The organism is Porphyromonas canoris, assembly GCF_000769115.1.
GTDB lineage: Bacteria > Bacteroidota > Bacteroidia > Bacteroidales > Porphyromonadaceae > Porphyromonas_A > Porphyromonas_A canoris.
The window spans coordinates 297592-316111 of the sequence record NZ_JQZV01000013.1 but is presented as its reverse complement, the minus strand read 5'-3'; the positions used below and the strand labels follow the sequence as shown (position 1 = coordinate 316111).

The following is an 18520-nucleotide window of genomic DNA, read 5'->3' as shown; positions in this document are numbered from 1 at the left end:
CTTTTTAATCCAATGTAAAACTCAAGCCAAGACCTTTGAGTTCATGCAACAATACATTCAAAGATTCCGGGATACCCGGTGTAGGCATTGGAGTTCCTTTGACAATAGCTTCATAGGCTTTAGAACGGCCTACCACATCATCACTCTTTATGGTCAAGATTTCTTGCAAGATGTGTGCTGCGCCATAAGCTTCAAGAGCCCAAACCTCCATTTCTCCGAAACGCTGACCACCAAACTGAGCCTTACCTCCAAGAGGTTGTTGAGTTATCAAAGAGTATGGACCGATAGAACGTGCGTGCATCTTATCATCAACCATGTGTCCCAACTTCAAGAAGTAGGTTACTCCGACTGTTGCCGGCTGGTCAAAATATTCTCCGGTTCCTCCGTCTCTCAAGCGTGTTGCTCCATAACGAGGCAGAGAAGCTTTATCTGTCCAATAGTCCAAATCTTCTAACTTGGCACCATCAAAGATAGGGGTGGCAAACTTAGTATCAAGAGTTTTTCCTGCCCAACCAAGCACTGCTTCAAAGATCTGTCCAAGGTTCATACGAGAAGGTACACCAAGCGGATTCAAACACAAATCAACAGCAGTACCATCATCCATAAACGGCATATCTTCATAACGAACAATCTTAGAAACAATACCCTTGTTACCGTGACGTCCTGCCATCTTATCTCCAACCTGAATCTTTCTCTTCTTTGCAATATACACCTTAGCTATTTGAACGATACCATTAGGTAGCTCGTCTCCAATAGTCAGATCATATTTGCGTCGGCGAAGTTCGGATTCCTGCTCCTTAACCTTACGTAAATAGTTCTGAACTAAAGCACGGATAAGGTCATTGGTATGCTCATCATTAGTCCAACCATTAAGTTGTACTTCGTCATACTGTATCTGAGAAAGAACGATAGGAGTAAATTTTGTTCCTTTAGATACGACCTCAGCACCATGATAATTCATCACTCCGGCTGAAACCTTATCTTGAATAATCTTAATGAGCTTTTGTATTGCAACCTCCTTGAGGTCTTCACATACTCTCTCAAACTCCTTATCCATTTCTTTTAGGACATCACGTGTCGCCGCTTTATCCTTTCTCGTCATCATAGCACGAGAGAATAGACAGGTTTGGATAACGGTTCCGGAGAGAGACGGTGTAGCTTTAAGAGAAGCATCCTTGACGTCTCCGGCTTTATCCCCAAAGATTGCATGAAGAAGTTTTTCTTCCGGAGTTGGATCTGATTCTCCCTTTGGAGTGATCTTTCCGACCAAAATATCTCCCGGTGTTACATGGGCTCCTATTCGGATAATGCCTCGTTCGTCAAGATCCTTTGTAGCATCTTCGGAAACATTCGGGATATCAGAAGTCAACTCTTCCAATCCTCGTTTTGTCTCACGTACTTCCAAGATATACTCATCAACATGAACAGATGTAAATATATCTTCACGAACAAGACGCTCGTTCAATACAATAGCATCCTCATAGTTGTACCCCTTCCAAGGCATATATGCAACAAGGACATTGCGTCCCAAAGCAATTTCACCTTGTTGGGTAGAATATCCTTCTGTGAGGATATCTCCTTTCTTAACTTTCTGTCCTTTTCGGCAGATAGGACGAAGGTCTATAGTTGTACTTTGGTTCGTTTTACGGAACTTCGGTAGCTTATATTCTGTAATAGGATCATCAAACGAAACAAAGGCTTCATCTTCTGTTCTATCATAGCGTATCTTTATTACGGTAGCATCTACATATTCGATAACACCATCACGCTCTGCAACAACTTGCGAACGAGAGTCTCTTACCAACTGGCTTTCGATACCCGTACCCACAATAGGAGCATCCGGCTGAATAAGAGGTACAGCCTGACGCATCATGTTAGAACCCATCAAAGCACGGTTAGCATCGTCATGTTCCAAGAAAGGAATAAGAGATGCAGCAATAGACGCAATCTGAGTGGGAGATACGTCCATAAGGTCAACTTTATCAGGAGATACAACGGGGAAGTCTGACGCATAACGAGACTTTACCATTGGATTGATAAACTTGCCATCTTCGTTCAGTGGAGCATTACCTTGAGCCACTGTCTTGTCCTCTTCTGCTTCTGCAGTAAAATACTCAATGCCCTCCGGAGAGAAATCTACCTTTCCGTTTACAACCTTTCTGTAAGGAGTGGAAATAAATCCAAGTTCATTGATTTTAGCATATACACACAGAGAAGAGATAAGACCAATGTTTGGCCCTTCCGGAGTCTCAATAGGACAGAGGCGACCATAGTGTGTGTAGTGAACGTCTCGAACCTCAAATCCGGCTCTATCACGGCTAAGACCTCCGGGACCTAAAGCAGACAATCTTCTCTTGTGAGTAATCTCGGCAAGAGGATTGGTTTGGTCCATAAACTGAGACAGTGCGTTTGTTCCGAAGAATGAGTTAACAACTGAAGAGATTGTCTTTGCGTTGATAAGGTCTATAGGAGTAAAGACTTCATTATCTCTCACGTTCATACGCTCTCTTACAGTGCGAGCCATTCTTGCAAGACCAACACCAAACTGGTTGTACAGCTGTTCTCCCACTGTACGGACACGACGATTAGACAAGTGGTCTATATCGTCTATTGTCTGTTTGTTATTCTTGAGTTCGACCAAGTATCGGATAATAGCAATAATATCCTCTTTGGTCAATATCTTGACATCCGGATCTATATCCAGATTGAGTTTCTTATTTATTCTGTAACGACCAACGTCTCCAAGGTCATACCTTTTTTCAGAGAAGAAAAGGTTGGTAATCACCTCACGAGCAGAAGCTTCGTCCACAGGATCTTGATTACGCAACTGCTTATAGATATGATCTATAGCTTCTTTCTCGGAGTTAGATTGGTCTTTTTGGAATGTATTGGAAATGATTGAGAAGTCCAATCCTCCTTCATCCTCCTTATGAAGAAGAATAGATGATACTCCGGAATCCAAAACATGTTGCATATTGTCCTCCGTCAACTCTTGTTCACGATCCAGAATGACCTCATATCTCTCCAGAGAAACGACTTCACCTGTTTCAGAATCAACAAAGTCCTCTAACCATGTCTTCAAAAGACGTGCTGCAACTTTTCTCCCAAGATATTTTTTGAGATTAGTCTTAGTAACCTTAACCTCTTCTGCCATTCCAAAAATGTCCAGAATAGCCTTATCCGTTTCAAAACCAATAGCTCTTAGTAGAGTGGTTACGGGTAATTTCTTTTTACGGTCAATGTATGCATACATCACGTTAGAAATATCCGTAGCAAACTCTATCCAGGATCCTTTGAAAGGAATAATCCTTGCCGAATAGAGTTTGGTGCGGTTGGCATGCATACTTTCACTGAAGAAAACACCCGGAGAGCGGTGCATCTGGGAAACGACAACACGTTCTGCTCCGTTTATTATGAATGTACCACTATTTGTCATATAGGGTATGGCACCCAAATAGACATCCTGAGTCACTGTATCAAAATCCTCATGATCCGGATCTGTACAGTAAAGTTTCATCTTAGCCTTGAGAGGAACATTATAAGTAAGACCACGTGTGATACACTCATCTATTGTGTATCTCGGAGGATCTATATAATAGTCCAAAAATTCAAGTACAAAGTTATTTCTGGTATCATGTATAGGGAAGTTTTCAGCAAACACCTTATACAAGCCCTCCTTTTTTCTCTTCTCCGGAGGAGTATCTAATTGCAAGAAGTCCTTAAACGACTTCAGCTGAACATCCAAGAAGTCCGGAAAAGGAAATGGATTTTTTATAGATGCAAAATTGACTCTTTGCGTACGATTTTGTTTGGACATATGAAGCAAATAAGGTAAAAAAGGAAATAAGACACGAAAAGGTTAAGAACCCACTTTGCAGTGGGATCTTAACCATATCCTGTTAAAAACAGGGCTTACAAGCGTAGATTATTTAATTTCTACTTCAGCACCTGCTTCTTCTAGAGCTTTCTTAAGAGCTTCAGCAGTAGCTTTATCTACACCTTCCTTAACAGTAGAAGGAGCTCCATCTACGATGTCTTTTGCTTCCTTAAGACCAAGGCCGCATTGTTCCTTAACAGCCTTAACCACTTGAAGCTTAGCTGCGCCTGCAGACTTAAGAACAATATCAAAAGATGTCTTTTCTTCTACAGCTTCAGCCGCACCAGCAGCAGGACCAGCAGCAACAGCAACAGCAGCTGCAGCAGGCTCAATGCCGTATTCTTCTTTAAGGATAGTAGCGAGTTCGCTAACTTCTTTAACCGTTAGGTTCACTAGTTGTTCAGCAATAGCTTTGATATCTGCCATTTCAGTATAATTTTTTAGTTGTATTTGACTTGATTATTATTTTTTTTGGAGAGTTTCAAGCACTCCATGAATAGTATTTCCTCCAGACTGAAGTGAAGAAAGAACGTTCTTGATAGGAGATTCAAGAAGAGCTACTACATCAGCGATAAGCTCTTCACGACTCTTAATTGTTTCAAGAGTAGAAAGCTGATTTGCGCCAATATAAATACCCTCTTGAGCATAAGCAGACTTCAATTGAGGTTTGCCTTCGCCCTTAGAGCCCTTAGTAAAATCCTTTATAAGCTTTGCAGGAGCGTTAGCATTCTCAGAGAACATCACAGCTGTGCTTCCCTTTAGAGTAGCGAACAAAGGAGCATAAAGCTCTTCATTCACTTCACTAAGAGCACGCATCAAAAGCTTGTTCTTAGCAACAACAAGCTTGATATTTCTCTTAAAACACTCTCTTCTGAGTTCGCTTGTTTTCTTTGCGTCCAGTGCTTCAACGTCTGTCAGATAAAAATGAGGATATGCCTCTATTGCCTCTTTCAGAGAGGCTACAACTGTTACTTTATCTTCCTTTCTCATAGTTCACAAATTTAAATTTCTTCCACAGATTTAGGATCTACTTTGATACCCAAACTCATGGTACTCGATAGAAAGATACTCTTAACATATGTTCCCTTAGCTGCAGCAGGTTTAAGCTTTTGGATGGTAGCAACAAACTCCTTAGCATTGTCACGGATCTTATCTTCAGAGAAAGATACCTTGCCAATAGATGTGTGAACAATACCGGCTTTATCCACCTTAAAGTCTATCTTACCTTGCTTAACCTCTTTTACAGCTTGAGCGATATCGTTGGTTACGGTACCACTCTTTGGGTTAGGCATAAGACCACGAGGTCCGAGAACACGACCCAACGCACCAATCTTACCCATAATAGCAGGCATAGTAATGATTACGTCAATGTCTGTCCAGCCACCTTTTATCTTTTCAATATATTCATCAAGCCCTACATAGTCGGCTCCAGCTTCTTTAGCTTCTGCCTCTTTGTCGGGTGTACACAGAGCCAAAACCCTAATTTCCTTACCTGTACCATGTGGTAGAGAAACTACACCTCTTACCATCTGGTTTGCTTTACGTGGGTCAACGCCAAGGCGAATATCAATGTCCACAGAAGCATCAAACTTGGTGGTTGTAATCTCTTTAACCAAAGCACATGCTTCCTTCAATGTGTACATTTTCCCGGGTTCGACCTTGCTCAAAGCCAACTTCTGATTCTTTGTAAGTTTACTCATTGTCTAATCGAATTTAATTATTTTCCGGGAATTCACCCTTAACTGAAATACCCATACTCCTTGCTGTTCCTGCTACCAATCTCATTGCAGATTCGATAGTAAAACAGTTTAGGTCCACCAACTTATCCGTAGCAATGGCTCTCACTTGTTCCCAAGTGATTTCTGCCACCTTCTTTCTATTAGGTTCTGCAGAGCCAGACTTAATCTTAGCTGCTTCAAGTAGTTGAATAGCCACAGGGGGAGTCTTAACAACGAAGTCAAAACTCTTATCTGCGTAATAGGTAATTACGACAGGAAGAATTTTACCTGCGCTGTCTTGGGTTCTGGCATTGAATTGCTTGCAAAACTCCATAATGTTAAGACCCTTTGCACCTAGTGCAGGACCCACAGGAGGTGAAGGGTTAGCTGCGCCACCCTTAATTTGCAACTTTAATTGTCCAGCAACTTCTTTTGCCATTTTTGAACATTTTTGTGTATTAAAAAATCGAATGAGAAAAAGTAGAAATCATCGGAATACCGTAACACGTACTCCTAAAAACTACTCTTTCACTACCTGTAAATAGCCTACCTCCATAGGAGTCGGATTACCAAAGACCTTAACCAAGATCTTCAGCTTCTGCTTCTCGGGATAGACTTCTATCACCTCACCATAGAAACCGGTAAAAGGATCAAAGGCCAACTTGACCTTATCTCCCACATAGAATTCCAGATCCATGTCGGCAATCCTTTCGGTAAGCTCATCGGCAATCCCAAGCATACGCTTAACTTCATCTTCACGCAAAGGAACAGGGTCCGGATGCGCTTCCAAGAAGCCCAGCACGTTAGGAGTTACTCGAAGTCTGTGCTGCACCTCGCCCACAAGCTCAGCCTGCACAAAGACATAGCCCGGAAAGTACGGTCTCTCTCTTGCGATCTTCTTACCTCCACGCACTATAAATGTCTTTTCCATAGGTATAAGCACGTTGTGTACATAGCGGCCGAGATCTGTATGCTTACACTCAGCTTCTATGTACTCCTTTACCTTTACCTCTTTGCCACTTACAGCGCGAAGGACATAATACTTAACGTCAGAATTCCCTTGCATTGCTCAGAATCTTCTTAACGCGTGATCAACTTGTATAGTTCGGAGATAATAGTTTCAAAGCTCTTATCTACTAAGAAAACAAAAACAGCAATAATGATGGAAGCAATAAGGACTATTACTGCACTGTTTGCCAATTCGGCTTTAGTAGGCCATGAAACCTTGTAGCGCAATTCTTCATATACCTCTTTGAGGTAATTTGCCATGCGCACAAATATATTCGGTTTTGCAACCGCATTAGTATTTGATTTTGCCATCGTAATCTTAAGATTTTTAGCACGGGTTGAGAGACTCGAACTCACGACACCTGGTTTTGGAGACCAGTGCTCTACCAACTGAGCTAAACCCGTATAAAAAAGTGAGAGGTGCTATCATCTGTGTTTCACGGAGGGGAAGCACCTCTCACTGTTATTTTATGAGACCTTTAGGGAGAGTGGCAAAATTTTTACTCTCAAGGTCTGATCACTCGTATTAGTCGAGAAGTTCTGTAATCTGACCAGCACCTACTGTACGACCACCTTCACGGATTGCGAAGCGAAGACCTACGCTACATGCTACCGGATAGATAAGTTCTACAGTAATAGTTACGTTATCACCAGGCATTACCATTTCTGTTCCTTCAGGAAGAGTGATTTCACCTGTAACGTCAAGAGTACGGATATAGAACTGAGGACGATACTTGTTGTGGAATGGAGTGTGGCGACCACCTTCTTCTTTCTTCAAGATATACACCTCAGCCTTAAATCTCTTGTGAGGAGTAACCTTTCCAGGGTGAGTGATAACCATACCACGCTTGATTTCGTTCTTATCGATACCACGAAGAAGAAGACCTACGTTATCACCGGCTTGACCTTCGTCAAGAATCTTGCGGAACATTTCCACACCTGTAACAACTGATTTCAAACCAGCAGCACCAAGACCGATAATTTGAACTTCTTCACCTGTCTTAATGATACCTGTCTCAATACGACCGGTAGCAACAGTACCACGACCTGTGATAGAGAATACGTCTTCAACCGGCATCAAGAATGGTTTGTCGATATCACGTGGAGGAAGTGGAATCCAGTTATCTACTGCATCCATAAGCTCCATAACCTTATCTTCCCATTTTGCATCTCCATTAAGAGCACCAAGAGCAGAACCTTGGATAACAGGAGTGTTATCACCATCGAAGTCATAGAATGAAAGAAGTTCTCTCATTTCCATTTCCACAAGTTCAAGCATTTCTTGGTCATCAACAGAGTCGCACTTGTTCATAAACACAACAAGACGAGGAACGTTTACCTGACGTGCAAGAAGGATGTGCTCTCTTGTTTGAGGCATAGGACCATCTGTAGCAGCCACAACGATAATAGCACCGTCCATTTGAGCGGCACCGGTAACCATGTTCTTCACATAGTCGGCGTGACCAGGACAGTCAACGTGAGCATAGTGACGGTTCGCAGTTTCATACTCAACGTGAGAAGTATTGATAGTGATACCTCTTTCCTTTTCTTCTGGTGCGTTGTCGATAGAGTCGAAAGAACGCAATTCAGAAAGACCCTTCTTTGCCAATACTGTAGTAATAGCGGCAGTCAAAGTAGTCTTACCGTGGTCCACGTGACCGATAGTACCGATATTTACGTGGGGCTTACTCCTATTAAAATGTTCTTTTGCCATAATTTAAAATGTTATATATGGGTTAAATTTCTTACTTGTTTCTCAGAGCCGATGCCGGGATTTGAACCCGGGACCTCTTCCTTACCAAGGAAGTGCTCTACCCCTGAGCTACATAGGCGAAAAAAAAGAGAGCGGAAGACGGGGCTCAAACCCGCGACCCTTAGCTTGGAAGGCTAATGCTCTATCGACTGAGCTACTTCCGCATTCAGACCTATTATAGACCTGTAGATTTTATTTAAGTGGGCAGTGATGGATTCGAACCACCGAAGACGAACGTCAGCTGAGTTACAGTCAGCCCCATTTGGCCACTCTGGAAACTGCCCTTCCATGTTTTCTTTTTAAGGTGAGCCTCTTGTCGGATTCGAACCAACGACCCCGAGATTACAAATCACGTGCTCTGGCCAACTGAGCTAAAGAGGCTTATTCAAACACCCAAACAACCTCTGTCGTTCTTTCAAGTGCTTTCGGGTGCAAATTTAAGCACTATTTTTCGATTGTGCAAGTAGCGAGCAAATATTTTTTCATTTCCTACTTCCGAATGGCTTATAATACATCATCTTCCACCTCAAGATTGGATACGATGAACTCTTGACGGTCCGGTGTATTCTTCCCCATATAGAAGTCGAGCAGCTCCTTTATGCTATCCTCTTTCCTCATAACCACAGGATCGAGTCGGATATCCGCTCCGATAAAGTGCTTAAACTCCTCTGCCGTGATCTCTCCCAAGCCCTTAAATCTGGTGATAGAGGCATTAGAACCCAGTTTTGCCACGGCTTCGTCCCGCTCTTTCTCGTCATAGCAGTAGATGGTCTGCTTTTCGCCCTTATCTCTCACCCGGAAAAGAGGCGTCTGTAATATATATACGTGTTTTTGGCGAACCAGATCGGGGAAAAACTGCAAGAAGAACGTTATGATGAGGAGACGGATATGCATACCGTCCACATCGGCATCGGTTGCCACGATGACCTTATTATATCTGAGGTTGTCTATACCATCTTCTATATTAAGAGCCGCTTGAAGGAGATTGAACTCCTCGTTCTCATACACCACTCGTTTGGAAAGCCCGTAGCAGTTGAGCGGTTTTCCCCGAAGAGAAAACACAGCCTGATACTCCGCATCCCGGCTTTGCGTGATAGAACCGCTTGCCGAAAGTCCCTCGGTGATAAAGATCGACGTATCGTCCGGACGGGGTGTTTTCGGGTTATTATAATGGTAGGTGCAGTCGCGGAGCTTTTTGTTGTGGATGGAAGACTTCTTTGCCCTCTCTTTTGCAAGCTTGGTAATGCCGGCAATGCTCTTACGCTCCTTTTCGCTCTCAAGTATCTTTTTGTAGAGGATGTCGCTTGTCTCGGAATGTTTATGCAGATAGTTGTCCAGCTCCACCTTGAGAAAATCTCCGACGAATTTGCCCAAAGAGATTCCGCCTTCCGCAATATCCCTGGAGCCCAACTTCGTTTTGGTCTGACTCTCAAAGAGTGGTTCCTGAATCCTGATGCTTATTGCCGCCACTATTCCGGAGCGTATATCGCCCACATCGAAGTTTTTACCATAATACTCTTTTATGGTTTTAGCCGCATGCTCTTTGAATGCAGAGAGGTGCGTACCCCCGTGAATCGTATTCTGTCCATTCACAAAAGAGTAGTACTCTTCCCCATACTGCGACGAGTGGGTCATGGCTATCTCTATATCTTTACCGCTAAGATGGATGATCGGATAGAGCGCTTCACCCGTCATGGTATCTTCCAGCAGATCCTGCAAGCCTCTTTTCGAGCTGAATCTTTTACCATTGAAAGAGATGGTAAGCGAGGTGTGAAGATAGCAGTACATCTTCAACATCTGCTCCACATAGTCTTTAATATAATGGTACTCCTTGAACAGCGTGGGGTCGGGATGGAATAGCACCTTGGTGCCGTCCTTTTCATTCTCGCAGTCGAAAAAGTCTGTTTCGGAGACGAATATTCCTTTTTCAAACACCACGCTCTTTCCTTTTCCCGATCGGAACGATGAAAGCTCCATCCGATCGCTGAGAGCGTTCACGGCTTTAAGCCCTACGCCATTGAGTCCGACCACTTTTTTGAACACCTCATCGTCATACTTCGCTCCGGTGTTCATCTTTCCGGCGATGTCTCTCAACGATCCTTGCGGCACGCCACGCCCGAAGTCTCTTACGACAACAAGCCCGTCCTCATCTATGTTTATCTCTATCCGATTGCCATACCCCATGGAGTACTCGTCTATGGCGTTATCTATCACCTCCTTGAGGAGGACATATATTCCGTCATCCGGACTCGTTCCATCTCCGAGCTTACCTATATACATCCCCGGACGTCTCCGGATATGCTCCATAGGGTCTAATGTAATAACTTTATCGTCGGTATAATTGTGATCTTGTAGGGTTTCTTTGCTCATGCCGGGAGTCTATCTCAATCTGTTTGAGGGTCAAAGATACAAAAAAGAAGTGGGAGCTAAATCACCACAAGACGAAAGAAAAAGGAGCCGACCCGATACCGGGAGATCAAAATCCCAATCCGCCCTTTTCATCGTATCGCCTCCGCCCAAAAGGCGAAAGCGTTCGCTCTCTCCCCCAAAAACCTCCGAACCTCCCCCGATAGAGTTCGGACAGAAGCTCTTACCCGGCTCCATTCAACAAAAAGACGCCTCCGAAGCGAGAACCGGGAAGTTTTTAAGACATTTTCTCTTTCGGTTCGCCGCCTTGTCCGACCCTCATTTTTATATATTCCATCTCGAAAAATGTTCTCTTTTTTCTTGCTCTCTATTTTGATCGGAGGGGTTGTTTTCAGAGCACGACCAAACTGTTAAATCCACCCCTGTTTATTAACACAAATTCCGATACCTGCTAAGCAAAAACGGTAAACGAGCATATTTTGTCGGCTTAACGTGTTTAATTTTTCAATGAACACGTTTACCGATTTCATTTAATACGTTTACCGGATTCGATTAAAGTGTTCAGCCAAAACCATTAAAACACTAAACGCCAACTACTTACATATTTTCGCCCTAAAAAGCACCTGAAAAGGCAAATTTCTTTATTAGGAAACATTTACAGGAATGGGTGTTAAAATTTACACCTATTAACACGAAAAAGCCCCATCAAACGGACTGAGAAAAAATTTTTTCCAAATTCGCGATTTTTCATATCTCCCTATCGGCAAGCCGGTTAGGGAGACCGACACAAAAACCGACCACCTCCGCCCCTCCCTCCAAGAAGATTTTCTGGGCGATTTTTCGCGCCTCATATTTATAAAAAAGCTCCCCGAAAAGGGAGCTTTTTCTTACTCTGTATTTTTATTTTCCGGTCGGAGATTTATCCGCGACCGTGTCTCTTTTTTATCTTTTATGGATGAGAGCCATAAACTCTTCACGCGTCTTTTGAGACTCGAAAGCTCCGGTAAAGTCGCTGGTCATGGTTATGGAGTTCTGCTTCTCCACTCCCCTCATCTGCATACACATGTGTTGGGCTTCGATAACCACCATCACACCAAGCGGATTGAGCGTATCCTGTATGCACTCTTTAATTTGCGTTGTGAGGCGTTCCTGTACTTGCAGTCTGCGAGCAAAGATATCCACCACCCGTGGCAGCTTGCTCAGACCCGTGATATATCCGTTCGGGATGTATGCGATATGCGCCTTACCAAAGAAGGGCAACATATGATGCTCGCAGAGCGAATAGAAGTCGATGTCTTTCACAACAACCATCTGGCGATAGTCTTCCCTGAACATTGCACTCTTCAACACCGCTGCCGGATCCTGACGCATCCCTTGCGTCAAAAACGCCATTGCTCTCGCAACTCTCAAAGGGGTCTTTTGCAACCCCTCTCTATCGGGATCTTCTCCCAAGTGTATCAGTACTTCCTTATAGTGTGGCATCAGTATGTCTATGTCCACACCATGTTCTACTCCTTTTTTTTCAGAACTCATAGATTATAGATCAGTTAAAAACGGTAGACCGCATCCCGGACTACGTACATATCTCTTGCAAATGCAGGAAAATCTTTTTTCAGCTTCACCATGGCGTCTCTTGCCTCTGCTTGCGTCAGGAAGTTACCTACACGCAGCTTCCAAGATGGGGCTTGAAACTGCAAGTAAGTGGCAAGCTCCGGATGAGCTTCCTGTATCACCTTTTCTCTGTATGCCGCTGTGCTTCTCCCCTTAGTACCGTTACCGTTATAGATTTGCACTCTATACCCGACCACTTTCTGCTCTGAGGTAACCGCCCCGACAGCCATAATCTCTTCCGAATACACCTTGCTGTCCAAAGAGAGCCCCGTTCCGACAAGAGCCTTGATGGCAGAAGACTGGCGGATAGTTACTACTCCCCTTCCCATCTCGATCCTTGCCAAAACCTCGAAAATATCCTTTTGAGGCATCGGCGCATCGGTTTGAGCACTCAACGCAGTGCCGGAAGCAAAAAGCAGAAAGAGCAGCAAGAAGAGAAACTGCACACTCCTTATGGATATATTTGATCTCATTGTTTGCTTCAGATTAGTTTGTTATCCGGCTCAAAGATACACTTTTATTCTAAAACGATACCCTTCAAACGTGCCCGGAGAGCAAGATAGAGCCTCCGAAGAGTGCCCAAAACCGGCTCCGGAAATCGCCATTGGAGAATGAGCGGAAAGAGTATGCGGGGAAATACGAGGCTCTATCCCCCGCCTCATCGTGCCCTCTACAAGAGTGCCGGATAACGGGTATTCTACGAAAAATAGCTATCTTCGTTACTTATAATACCATATTGAGAATATATAAAAAGAGCATTCCGAAATCATGATAAAACGAATACTTACAGGCATAATCCTGCTACTGGGAGCTTCCCTATCTCTTCATGCGCAAACAGATGTACAAAAGCTGAAAGAGAGAGACAGAAAAACACAGTTGGAGATGAGCAGATCGAAAGAGATCTTCTCGGCTCTGCTCAACAATCTCTCCATCCTCTATGTGGATACCATAGATATGAAGAGCATCTTCTCGGAGGGGATGAACAGCATGCTGGCAGGGTTAGACCCCTACACGAACTACCTGGAGCAGTCCGAAACAGAAGATTTCAAGTTTATGGCAACAGGTGAGTATGGCGGAATAGGTGCATTCATCCAGCAGCGCGACTCCGTTGTCTACGTCTCCAATCCGATGCCCAACACTCCGGCTGAACGCGCCGGACTGAAAGTGGGAGACATGTTCGTGAAGATAGATACCCTTTCCGTCATACCGAGTACCAATGCTAGAGTGAGCAATCTGCTCAAAGGCCCGGTCGGGACATCGGTAAAAGTAACCATCCGAAGGCTGGGAGAAGATAAGGAGAGAGAGGTTACGCTTGTGAGAGAAAAAGTGATAGTGGATCAGGTAGTCCATCGCGGCATATACGGGGATGGTGTCGGCTATATCCGCCTATCCTCTTTCACGGATAAAAGTGCGCAGAATGTGATGGATGCGTTCACCCAACTCCGAGACACCAAGAAGATGAAAAGCCTCATCTTAGACCTTCGGGGCAATACCGGAGGCGTCATGGGAGGAGCGATAGAGATATTGAGCATGTTCGTTCCGGAGAAAACATTGGTGGTCGAGACCAAAGGACGTCAGGTAGGAACGTCTCAAAAATATTATACTTCCGGTAAGGTTTTGGATACGAAAATACCTATCGCAGTCCTTATCAACGGCAACAGTGCCTCCTCTTCCGAGATCGTTGCCGGAGCAATGCAGGATCTGGACAGAGCGGTACTTATCGGTAGTAAAAGTTTTGGCAAAGGATTGGTGCAGACCACACGCCCTCTCCCCTACAAAGGGCTGTTGAAGGTAACCACTGCACGCTACCACATCCCGAGTGGAAGGTGCATACAGCAGATAGATTACTCGCATAAGCAACCGGACGGATCGGTTGCCGCTGTTCCGGACAGCCTTACAACACTGTTCAAGACAACGAACGGAAGAGAGGTGAGAGACGGTGGAGGCATTCGTCCGGACATAGAAATCAAAGACGAAATACTGCCCGGCATAGTGATCTACATGCTGAGAGACGGCTCTCTGTTCGAGTATGCCGGCAGGTTGTTCCTGAAAAACCCGAAAGTGCAGTCCATTAAAGAGATCAAAATAACGGATGAGGAGTTTGAAGGGCTGGTAAGCTTCTTGGAAGAAAAGAAGTTCAGATACGGCGAGCAAAGCCGGAAAGTGGTATCCGCATTGGAAAGATTGATAGAGTTTGAAGGCTATTCGGAGTCGAGCAAAGAGGCTTTCGAGACTCTCAAGAAGCAGTTGGAACCCAATCTTAAAAGAGACATTGTGCCGCACAAAAAGTTGATCTCCGCCTATCTCAAAGAGTTTCTGGCTGCCTATTACTTCGGCATGGAGGCGCAATATGCGGTAAACATGGAGACAGATCCCACGGTTACGAAAGCGATAGAGATACTGAGCAACCCGAAAGAGTACAACAAAATCCTTTTCCCAAAGAAATAAAAGAGAGACCGGTATGAGTTCACGCAAAGAACGAGAGGAGAGAGTGGGGATATGCTACTCCACAAATCCCGACTTCAAATACGAAACACTGCAGATAGAAAAGCCCGACACTCTGCCCTTACACCGCCAACGCCTGCGTGTCTATAAGGATGCCCGGCAGAGAAAAGGCAAGATCGTTACCGTTGTGGAGGGTTTTGTCGGGAAAGAGGAAGACCTCAAAGAGCTTGGCAAGATATTGAAAGTGAAATGCGGAGTAGGAGGTTCGGTCAAGGATGACCTTATCATTATTCAAGGAGATCGGGTCGCCCAGGTGGAAGCACTCCTTGCCGACATGAAAAAAGAAGATGCAGAAAGACAATAACCATACTCCTCTGACCATCTATACTGCCTCTGCCGGAAGCGGTAAAACATTCCGGCTAACGTTGGAGTACATCAAACTGATTCTGAAAGAGAGCTATCCGAAAGCGTTCAAGCATATCCTTGCCGTTACTTTTACAACCAAAGCAACGGGGGAAATGAAAGATCGAATACTGAGAGAGCTACACACTCTTACCCATACACCGGAAGAGTCGCCCCTCATGGATGCTCTGCAAGAGGAGCTGAGCCTTTCGCCCGAAATCATACAGCAGAGAGCCAAGTCTTCATTGGAGGCTATCCTCGACGGCTATGGCGACTTCAGGGTACAGACAATAGACTCCTTTTTTCAAGAGATCGTCCGCTCTTTCGCCATAGAGATAGATGTGATGAACAACTATGAGGTGGAAATGGATACCGATGTGGTTCAGAAAAAAGCCATGGACAGCCTTTTCGGCTCTCTCGAGACGGAAGAGAATAAAGTTGTTTTGGATTGGATCGGAAGCATGCTCAAGGAGTCTCTGCAAAAGGATCAGATAGTCTCCATACCGAAAAAGCTATCTGATTTGGCTCCTTTGCTGTTCGTGGAAGAGTTTGCAGAGATTTTTGCCGATCAGAGGATGAGCTTCTCTCCTGAAAAGATCAAGGAAGCGAAGAAAGAATTGACAGCCATAGCCAAAGAGAGGATAGAGCAATACGTGGATCCTCTTACACATGTTGTCGAGATATTGGATAGCGCAGGCATCAGAAGAGATGAAGTAACAGTCGCTCTAAAAAACGAGCTCGTGAGGGTCGTGGACAGGCTGGGAAAACTTGGGACAAAGTTTTGGGACGAGGAGTATAGCAAGATGAATCCGAAGTCCAGATCCACATTCATGAAACTTTGGGAGGATGAGACAAGCAACCTTGCTGCATCTAAGGTGAGAAAAGAACGCAAGGAGGAGATCAATGCGCTCCATGAAGACATCGCTCCTCTGCTGGAAAAGACAGTGGAGCTGTACGATGAGGTAGAGAAAGATGTGGTTACGGCAATCGTATTGCAGAGTAATCTGGACACACTGCCCATACTGGTAAAGCTATATGCGTACATCGAAAAATACAGGCAAGAGAACAACTGTCTTATCATATCCGATATTTCCCAACTTCTTCACAGAATCATATCCGGAGCCAAAGTACCTTTTGTTTACGAGAAAGTGGGATCGAGAATCAAGCACTACATGATAGATGAGTTTCAAGACACCTCTAAAGTGCAGTGGCTGAACTTTAAGCCTCTTCTCATGGAAAGCCTCGCGTATGACAATGAAAATCTTCTCGTGGGAGATGTGAAGCAGAGTATATACCGATTCAGAGGCTCTGAAAGCTCTCTTCTTGCCACAAAAGTACCCGGCGATCCGGATCTGAAAAGAGTAACAAACAGCAAAAGGCTGGAGATCAACTGGAGAAGTCTTCCCAATGTTGTAGATTTCAACAACAATTTTTTCAGTAATGCCGTAGATTTTTCGATCTTCGGAACGGAAGAGGGAGGACTTTATGAAAGCAGCGCAAACTCTATCTCTCACAAAGTCTATACAGAAGAAGAGGTCTCCCAACAGACCGCTCCGAAATGGGATAAAGAGTGTCATGATACCGAAAAGCCGGGTTATATTACTCACCTGTTCCTGAAAGAAAAAGAACAATCGAAAAAACAGCCGGAAGAACAAACGGAAAAACAACCGCAGATAACCGAAGAAGATTTATTGGAGGTGTACTTAATAGATCTTTTTGAGAGAGGATACAAACCGGGAGATATTGCCATCCTTGTGAGAGACAACAGCGAGGCAGCAAGAGTAGCCCTGCTGTTGGGCTACCTGAAAGAGACCTACAAGGATAATCCTAAGTTCCGGTTCGACTTCTTCTCCAATGAAGCTCTTACCGCAGATGCCTCTCCAATAGTCCTTCTTCTGATTGCCTATATCAAACACCTCGCATTTCCAAGTTCGGACAGCTATAAGCAGGAGTTCTTTCTGCATCTTGACCGTCTTAGGATCATATCTTCTTCCCTAATGGGAAAAGATGAACTGTATCATTGCATGATGGATACGGCAGCCTACGGACGCTCTATTTTTGAAACCATAACTCTGGTGGTGGAACTGCTTAAGCCAATAGAGCAGGGAGAAGAGATCTATCTGAACACTTTTCTTGACATCTTGTTTCAATATACTAAAGAGCAAGTCTCTACCTACCGATTGTTCTACGAATGGTGGGAAGAACAGGGTCATAAAACAAAAGTCCCAATGCCGGAGAGCATAGCAAACTCTACAATCAAGGTGGGAACCATCCATAGTGCAAAAGGTTTGGAGTATCCGGTCGTCATTCTTCCGTTCGTATCTTGGAAGATGGCAAGGAAACAGAATAAAATTTTCGTATCCTCTCAATCTCTTCCAAGTGAGTTTGCCGCTCTTCCTCTCTATATAGTGCCACTACAGAACAAATGTGCGCACACACACTTCCGAGAGTTGTACAATAAAAAGATGCTTGAACTCTATGAAGATGAGCTTAATCTGCTGTACGTTGCCTATACTCGTGCAGAGAAAGAGCTACATGTACTCTCGAAGATTGTAAAGAAAGAAGACAGCAAAGGAAAAGAAGAGCCGGCACCGTTTTCTATCTCAAGTGTGGTATTCAACACCATAGAGAAACTGCAAGATAAAGGTATTCTAAAACAGCAAGAGTGTCCATTGATAGAGTGCGATGAAGAAGGACAAAGCAGTACAACTATGTTCTTCCCTTATGGTTCTCCATATATCGTTTCCGAGAATGCAAATGAAGTGGAAGAGGAGAGCGATACCATAGAGTTGGAGAAGCTTTCTACTACTCCCCGATTTGGGGACTTAAACATAAAAGCTCCCGACTATGCGATCTATTTGGAACAGGAAACCGAAAGAGCAAAAGGGGTGAGAATGCACTTTACACTCTCTGCCTTGAAGAGCATATCAGAACTTGATGACCTTTTGAAAGAAGCTCAAGAAAAAAGAAGCCTTACGGAGCAAGAGTCCGAACAGCTTCGCTCTCTGATAGAAAAGCGGAACAATGATCCTGTTTCTTCGGATTGGTTCTCAGATGATGCGGAGGTGTTGAACGAACGAGCGATATTGCTCCACGAGACAACGCAAAGACCCGACAGAGTAGTCCTTCATCCGGATGGCAGAATCACGATCATAGACTATAAGTTTGGAGAGCAGGTCAGCAAAAAACACGTAAAGCAGGTTGAGTACTACTGCTCCCTCTATCGGTCTATCGTATTTAAGAAGATAACCGGCTATGTCTGGTATGTTTTGTTGGACGAAATCGTCCCTGTAACAGAGTAAATCAGTTTTTGCAAGCACCCGAAAATTGGGTTATATT

Annotated in this window: 14 protein-coding genes and 5 tRNA genes; 3 read left to right on the top strand and 16 right to left on the bottom strand. The window is 44.2% G+C overall.

The window, feature by feature from the left end; all coding sequences use genetic code 11:
• Window positions 1-4: 4 nt before the first annotated feature.
• From rpoB to HQ43_RS06470, 16 genes are all read right to left on the bottom strand, one after another.
• Window positions 5-3817: a DNA-directed RNA polymerase subunit beta gene (rpoB, locus tag HQ43_RS06550; RefSeq protein ID WP_036791327.1), complete on the bottom strand. Its 3813-nt coding sequence runs from the start codon at window positions 3815-3817 to the stop codon at window positions 5-7.
• A gap of 108 nt (window positions 3818-3925) precedes the next feature.
• A complete protein-coding gene (gene rplL, locus HQ43_RS06545; protein ID WP_036791325.1) occupies window positions 3926-4303 on the bottom strand; it encodes a 50S ribosomal protein L7/L12 in 378 nt (125 codons plus the stop codon).
• A gap of 36 nt (window positions 4304-4339) precedes the next feature.
• Window positions 4340-4867, bottom strand: a complete 528-nt coding sequence (gene rplJ, locus HQ43_RS06540; protein WP_036791322.1) for a 50S ribosomal protein L10 — start codon at window positions 4865-4867, stop codon at window positions 4340-4342.
• Between the two features lie 11 nt (window positions 4868-4878).
• Window positions 4879-5577, bottom strand: coding sequence for a 50S ribosomal protein L1 (gene rplA / locus HQ43_RS06535; protein ID WP_036791320.1), 699 nt, complete (start codon window positions 5575-5577; stop codon window positions 4879-4881).
• 13 nt (window positions 5578-5590) lie between these two features.
• Window positions 5591-6034 carry a 50S ribosomal protein L11 gene (gene rplK / locus HQ43_RS06530; protein ID WP_036791317.1) on the bottom strand — a complete coding sequence of 148 codons (444 nt, stop codon included), beginning with the start codon at window positions 6032-6034 and terminating at the stop codon, window positions 5591-5593.
• Between the two features lie 81 nt (window positions 6035-6115).
• The gene (nusG, locus tag HQ43_RS06525; protein ID WP_036791314.1) at window positions 6116-6661 is read right to left on the bottom strand and encodes a transcription termination/antitermination protein NusG; all 546 of its coding nucleotides are present in this window, start codon (window positions 6659-6661) and stop codon (window positions 6116-6118) included.
• A 14-nt stretch (window positions 6662-6675) separates the two neighbouring features.
• Window positions 6676-6915 (bottom strand): preprotein translocase subunit SecE, encoded by a 240-nt coding sequence (gene secE, locus HQ43_RS06520; protein WP_052079448.1) that lies wholly within the window; start codon window positions 6913-6915, stop codon window positions 6676-6678.
• Between the two features lie 20 nt (window positions 6916-6935).
• Window positions 6936-7008: transfer RNA gene (locus tag HQ43_RS06515), tRNA-Trp, on the bottom strand.
• A 121-nt stretch (window positions 7009-7129) separates the two neighbouring features.
• On the bottom strand, window positions 7130-8317 hold the full coding sequence (gene tuf / locus HQ43_RS06510; RefSeq protein ID WP_036791311.1) for an elongation factor Tu: 1188 nt from the start codon (window positions 8315-8317) through the stop codon (window positions 7130-7132).
• A gap of 46 nt (window positions 8318-8363) precedes the next feature.
• Window positions 8364-8435 (bottom strand) — tRNA-Thr (locus HQ43_RS06505).
• A gap of 12 nt (window positions 8436-8447) precedes the next feature.
• Window positions 8448-8520, bottom strand: a tRNA-Gly gene (locus HQ43_RS06500).
• Between the two features lie 37 nt (window positions 8521-8557).
• Window positions 8558-8640 (bottom strand) — tRNA-Tyr (locus HQ43_RS06495).
• A 23-nt stretch (window positions 8641-8663) separates the two neighbouring features.
• Window positions 8664-8737, bottom strand: a tRNA-Thr gene (locus tag HQ43_RS06490).
• 123 nt (window positions 8738-8860) lie between these two features.
• Window positions 8861-10726, bottom strand: coding sequence for a DNA topoisomerase IV subunit B (locus HQ43_RS06485; RefSeq protein ID WP_036791305.1), 1866 nt, complete (start codon window positions 10724-10726; stop codon window positions 8861-8863).
• 939 nt (window positions 10727-11665) lie between these two features.
• Window positions 11666-12256 carry a GTP cyclohydrolase I FolE gene (folE, locus tag HQ43_RS06475; protein ID WP_036791301.1) on the bottom strand — a complete coding sequence of 197 codons (591 nt, stop codon included), beginning with the start codon at window positions 12254-12256 and terminating at the stop codon, window positions 11666-11668.
• Window positions 12257-12270: 14 nt separating this feature from the next.
• A complete protein-coding gene (locus HQ43_RS06470; RefSeq protein WP_052103120.1) occupies window positions 12271-12807 on the bottom strand; it encodes an SPOR domain-containing protein in 537 nt (178 codons plus the stop codon).
• 295 nt (window positions 12808-13102) lie between these two features.
• Here HQ43_RS06470 and HQ43_RS06465 point away from each other — a divergent pair, with 295 nt between their 5' ends.
• From HQ43_RS06465 to HQ43_RS06455, 3 genes are read left to right on the top strand one after another with little or no spacing between them, the layout of a single operon-like run.
• Window positions 13103-14782 (top strand): S41 family peptidase, encoded by a 1680-nt coding sequence (locus HQ43_RS06465; protein WP_036791298.1) that lies wholly within the window; start codon window positions 13103-13105, stop codon window positions 14780-14782.
• 13 nt (window positions 14783-14795) lie between these two features.
• Complete coding sequence (locus tag HQ43_RS06460) at window positions 14796-15143, top strand: translation initiation factor (protein WP_036791295.1); 348 nt, start codon at window positions 14796-14798, stop codon at window positions 15141-15143.
• Window positions 15127-18483, top strand: a complete 3357-nt coding sequence (locus HQ43_RS06455) for a UvrD-helicase domain-containing protein (protein ID WP_036791293.1) — start codon at window positions 15127-15129, stop codon at window positions 18481-18483. Before HQ43_RS06460 ends, HQ43_RS06455 begins: the two co-directional genes overlap by 17 nt.
• Window positions 18484-18520 lie beyond the last annotated feature (37 nt).

Excerpts from the sequence above, each read along its gene's own strand:
- rplK (WP_036791317.1), bottom strand. The coding sequence starts at position 6,034 with ATGGCAAAAGAAGTTGCTGGACAATTAAAGTTGCAAATTAAGGGTGGC.
- HQ43_RS06465 (WP_036791298.1), top strand. The coding sequence starts at position 13,103 with ATGATAAAACGAATACTTACAGGCATAATCCTGCTACTGGGAGCTTCC.
- HQ43_RS06485 (WP_036791305.1), bottom strand. The coding sequence starts at position 10,726 with ATGAGCAAAGAAACCCTACAAGATCACAATTATACCGACGATAAAGTT.
- tuf (WP_036791311.1), bottom strand. The coding sequence starts at position 8,317 with ATGGCAAAAGAACATTTTAATAGGAGTAAGCCCCACGTAAATATCGGT.
- nusG (WP_036791314.1), bottom strand. The coding sequence starts at position 6,661 with ATGCAAGGGAATTCTGACGTTAAGTATTATGTCCTTCGCGCTGTAAGT.
- rplJ (WP_036791322.1), bottom strand. The coding sequence starts at position 4,867 with ATGAGAAAGGAAGATAAAGTAACAGTTGTAGCCTCTCTGAAAGAGGCA.
- rpoB (WP_036791327.1), bottom strand. The coding sequence starts at position 3,817 with ATGTCCAAACAAAATCGTACGCAAAGAGTCAATTTTGCATCTATAAAA.
- HQ43_RS06460 (WP_036791295.1), top strand. The coding sequence starts at position 14,796 with ATGAGTTCACGCAAAGAACGAGAGGAGAGAGTGGGGATATGCTACTCC.
- rplL (WP_036791325.1), bottom strand. The coding sequence starts at position 4,303 with ATGGCAGATATCAAAGCTATTGCTGAACAACTAGTGAACCTAACGGTT.
- folE (WP_036791301.1), bottom strand. The coding sequence starts at position 12,256 with ATGAGTTCTGAAAAAAAAGGAGTAGAACATGGTGTGGACATAGACATA.
- rplA (WP_036791320.1), bottom strand. The coding sequence starts at position 5,577 with ATGAGTAAACTTACAAAGAATCAGAAGTTGGCTTTGAGCAAGGTCGAA.
- HQ43_RS06455 (WP_036791293.1), top strand. The coding sequence starts at position 15,127 with ATGCAGAAAGACAATAACCATACTCCTCTGACCATCTATACTGCCTCT.
- secE (WP_052079448.1), bottom strand. The coding sequence starts at position 6,915 with ATGGCAAAATCAAATACTAATGCGGTTGCAAAACCGAATATATTTGTG.
- HQ43_RS06470 (WP_052103120.1), bottom strand. The coding sequence starts at position 12,807 with ATGAGATCAAATATATCCATAAGGAGTGTGCAGTTTCTCTTCTTGCTG.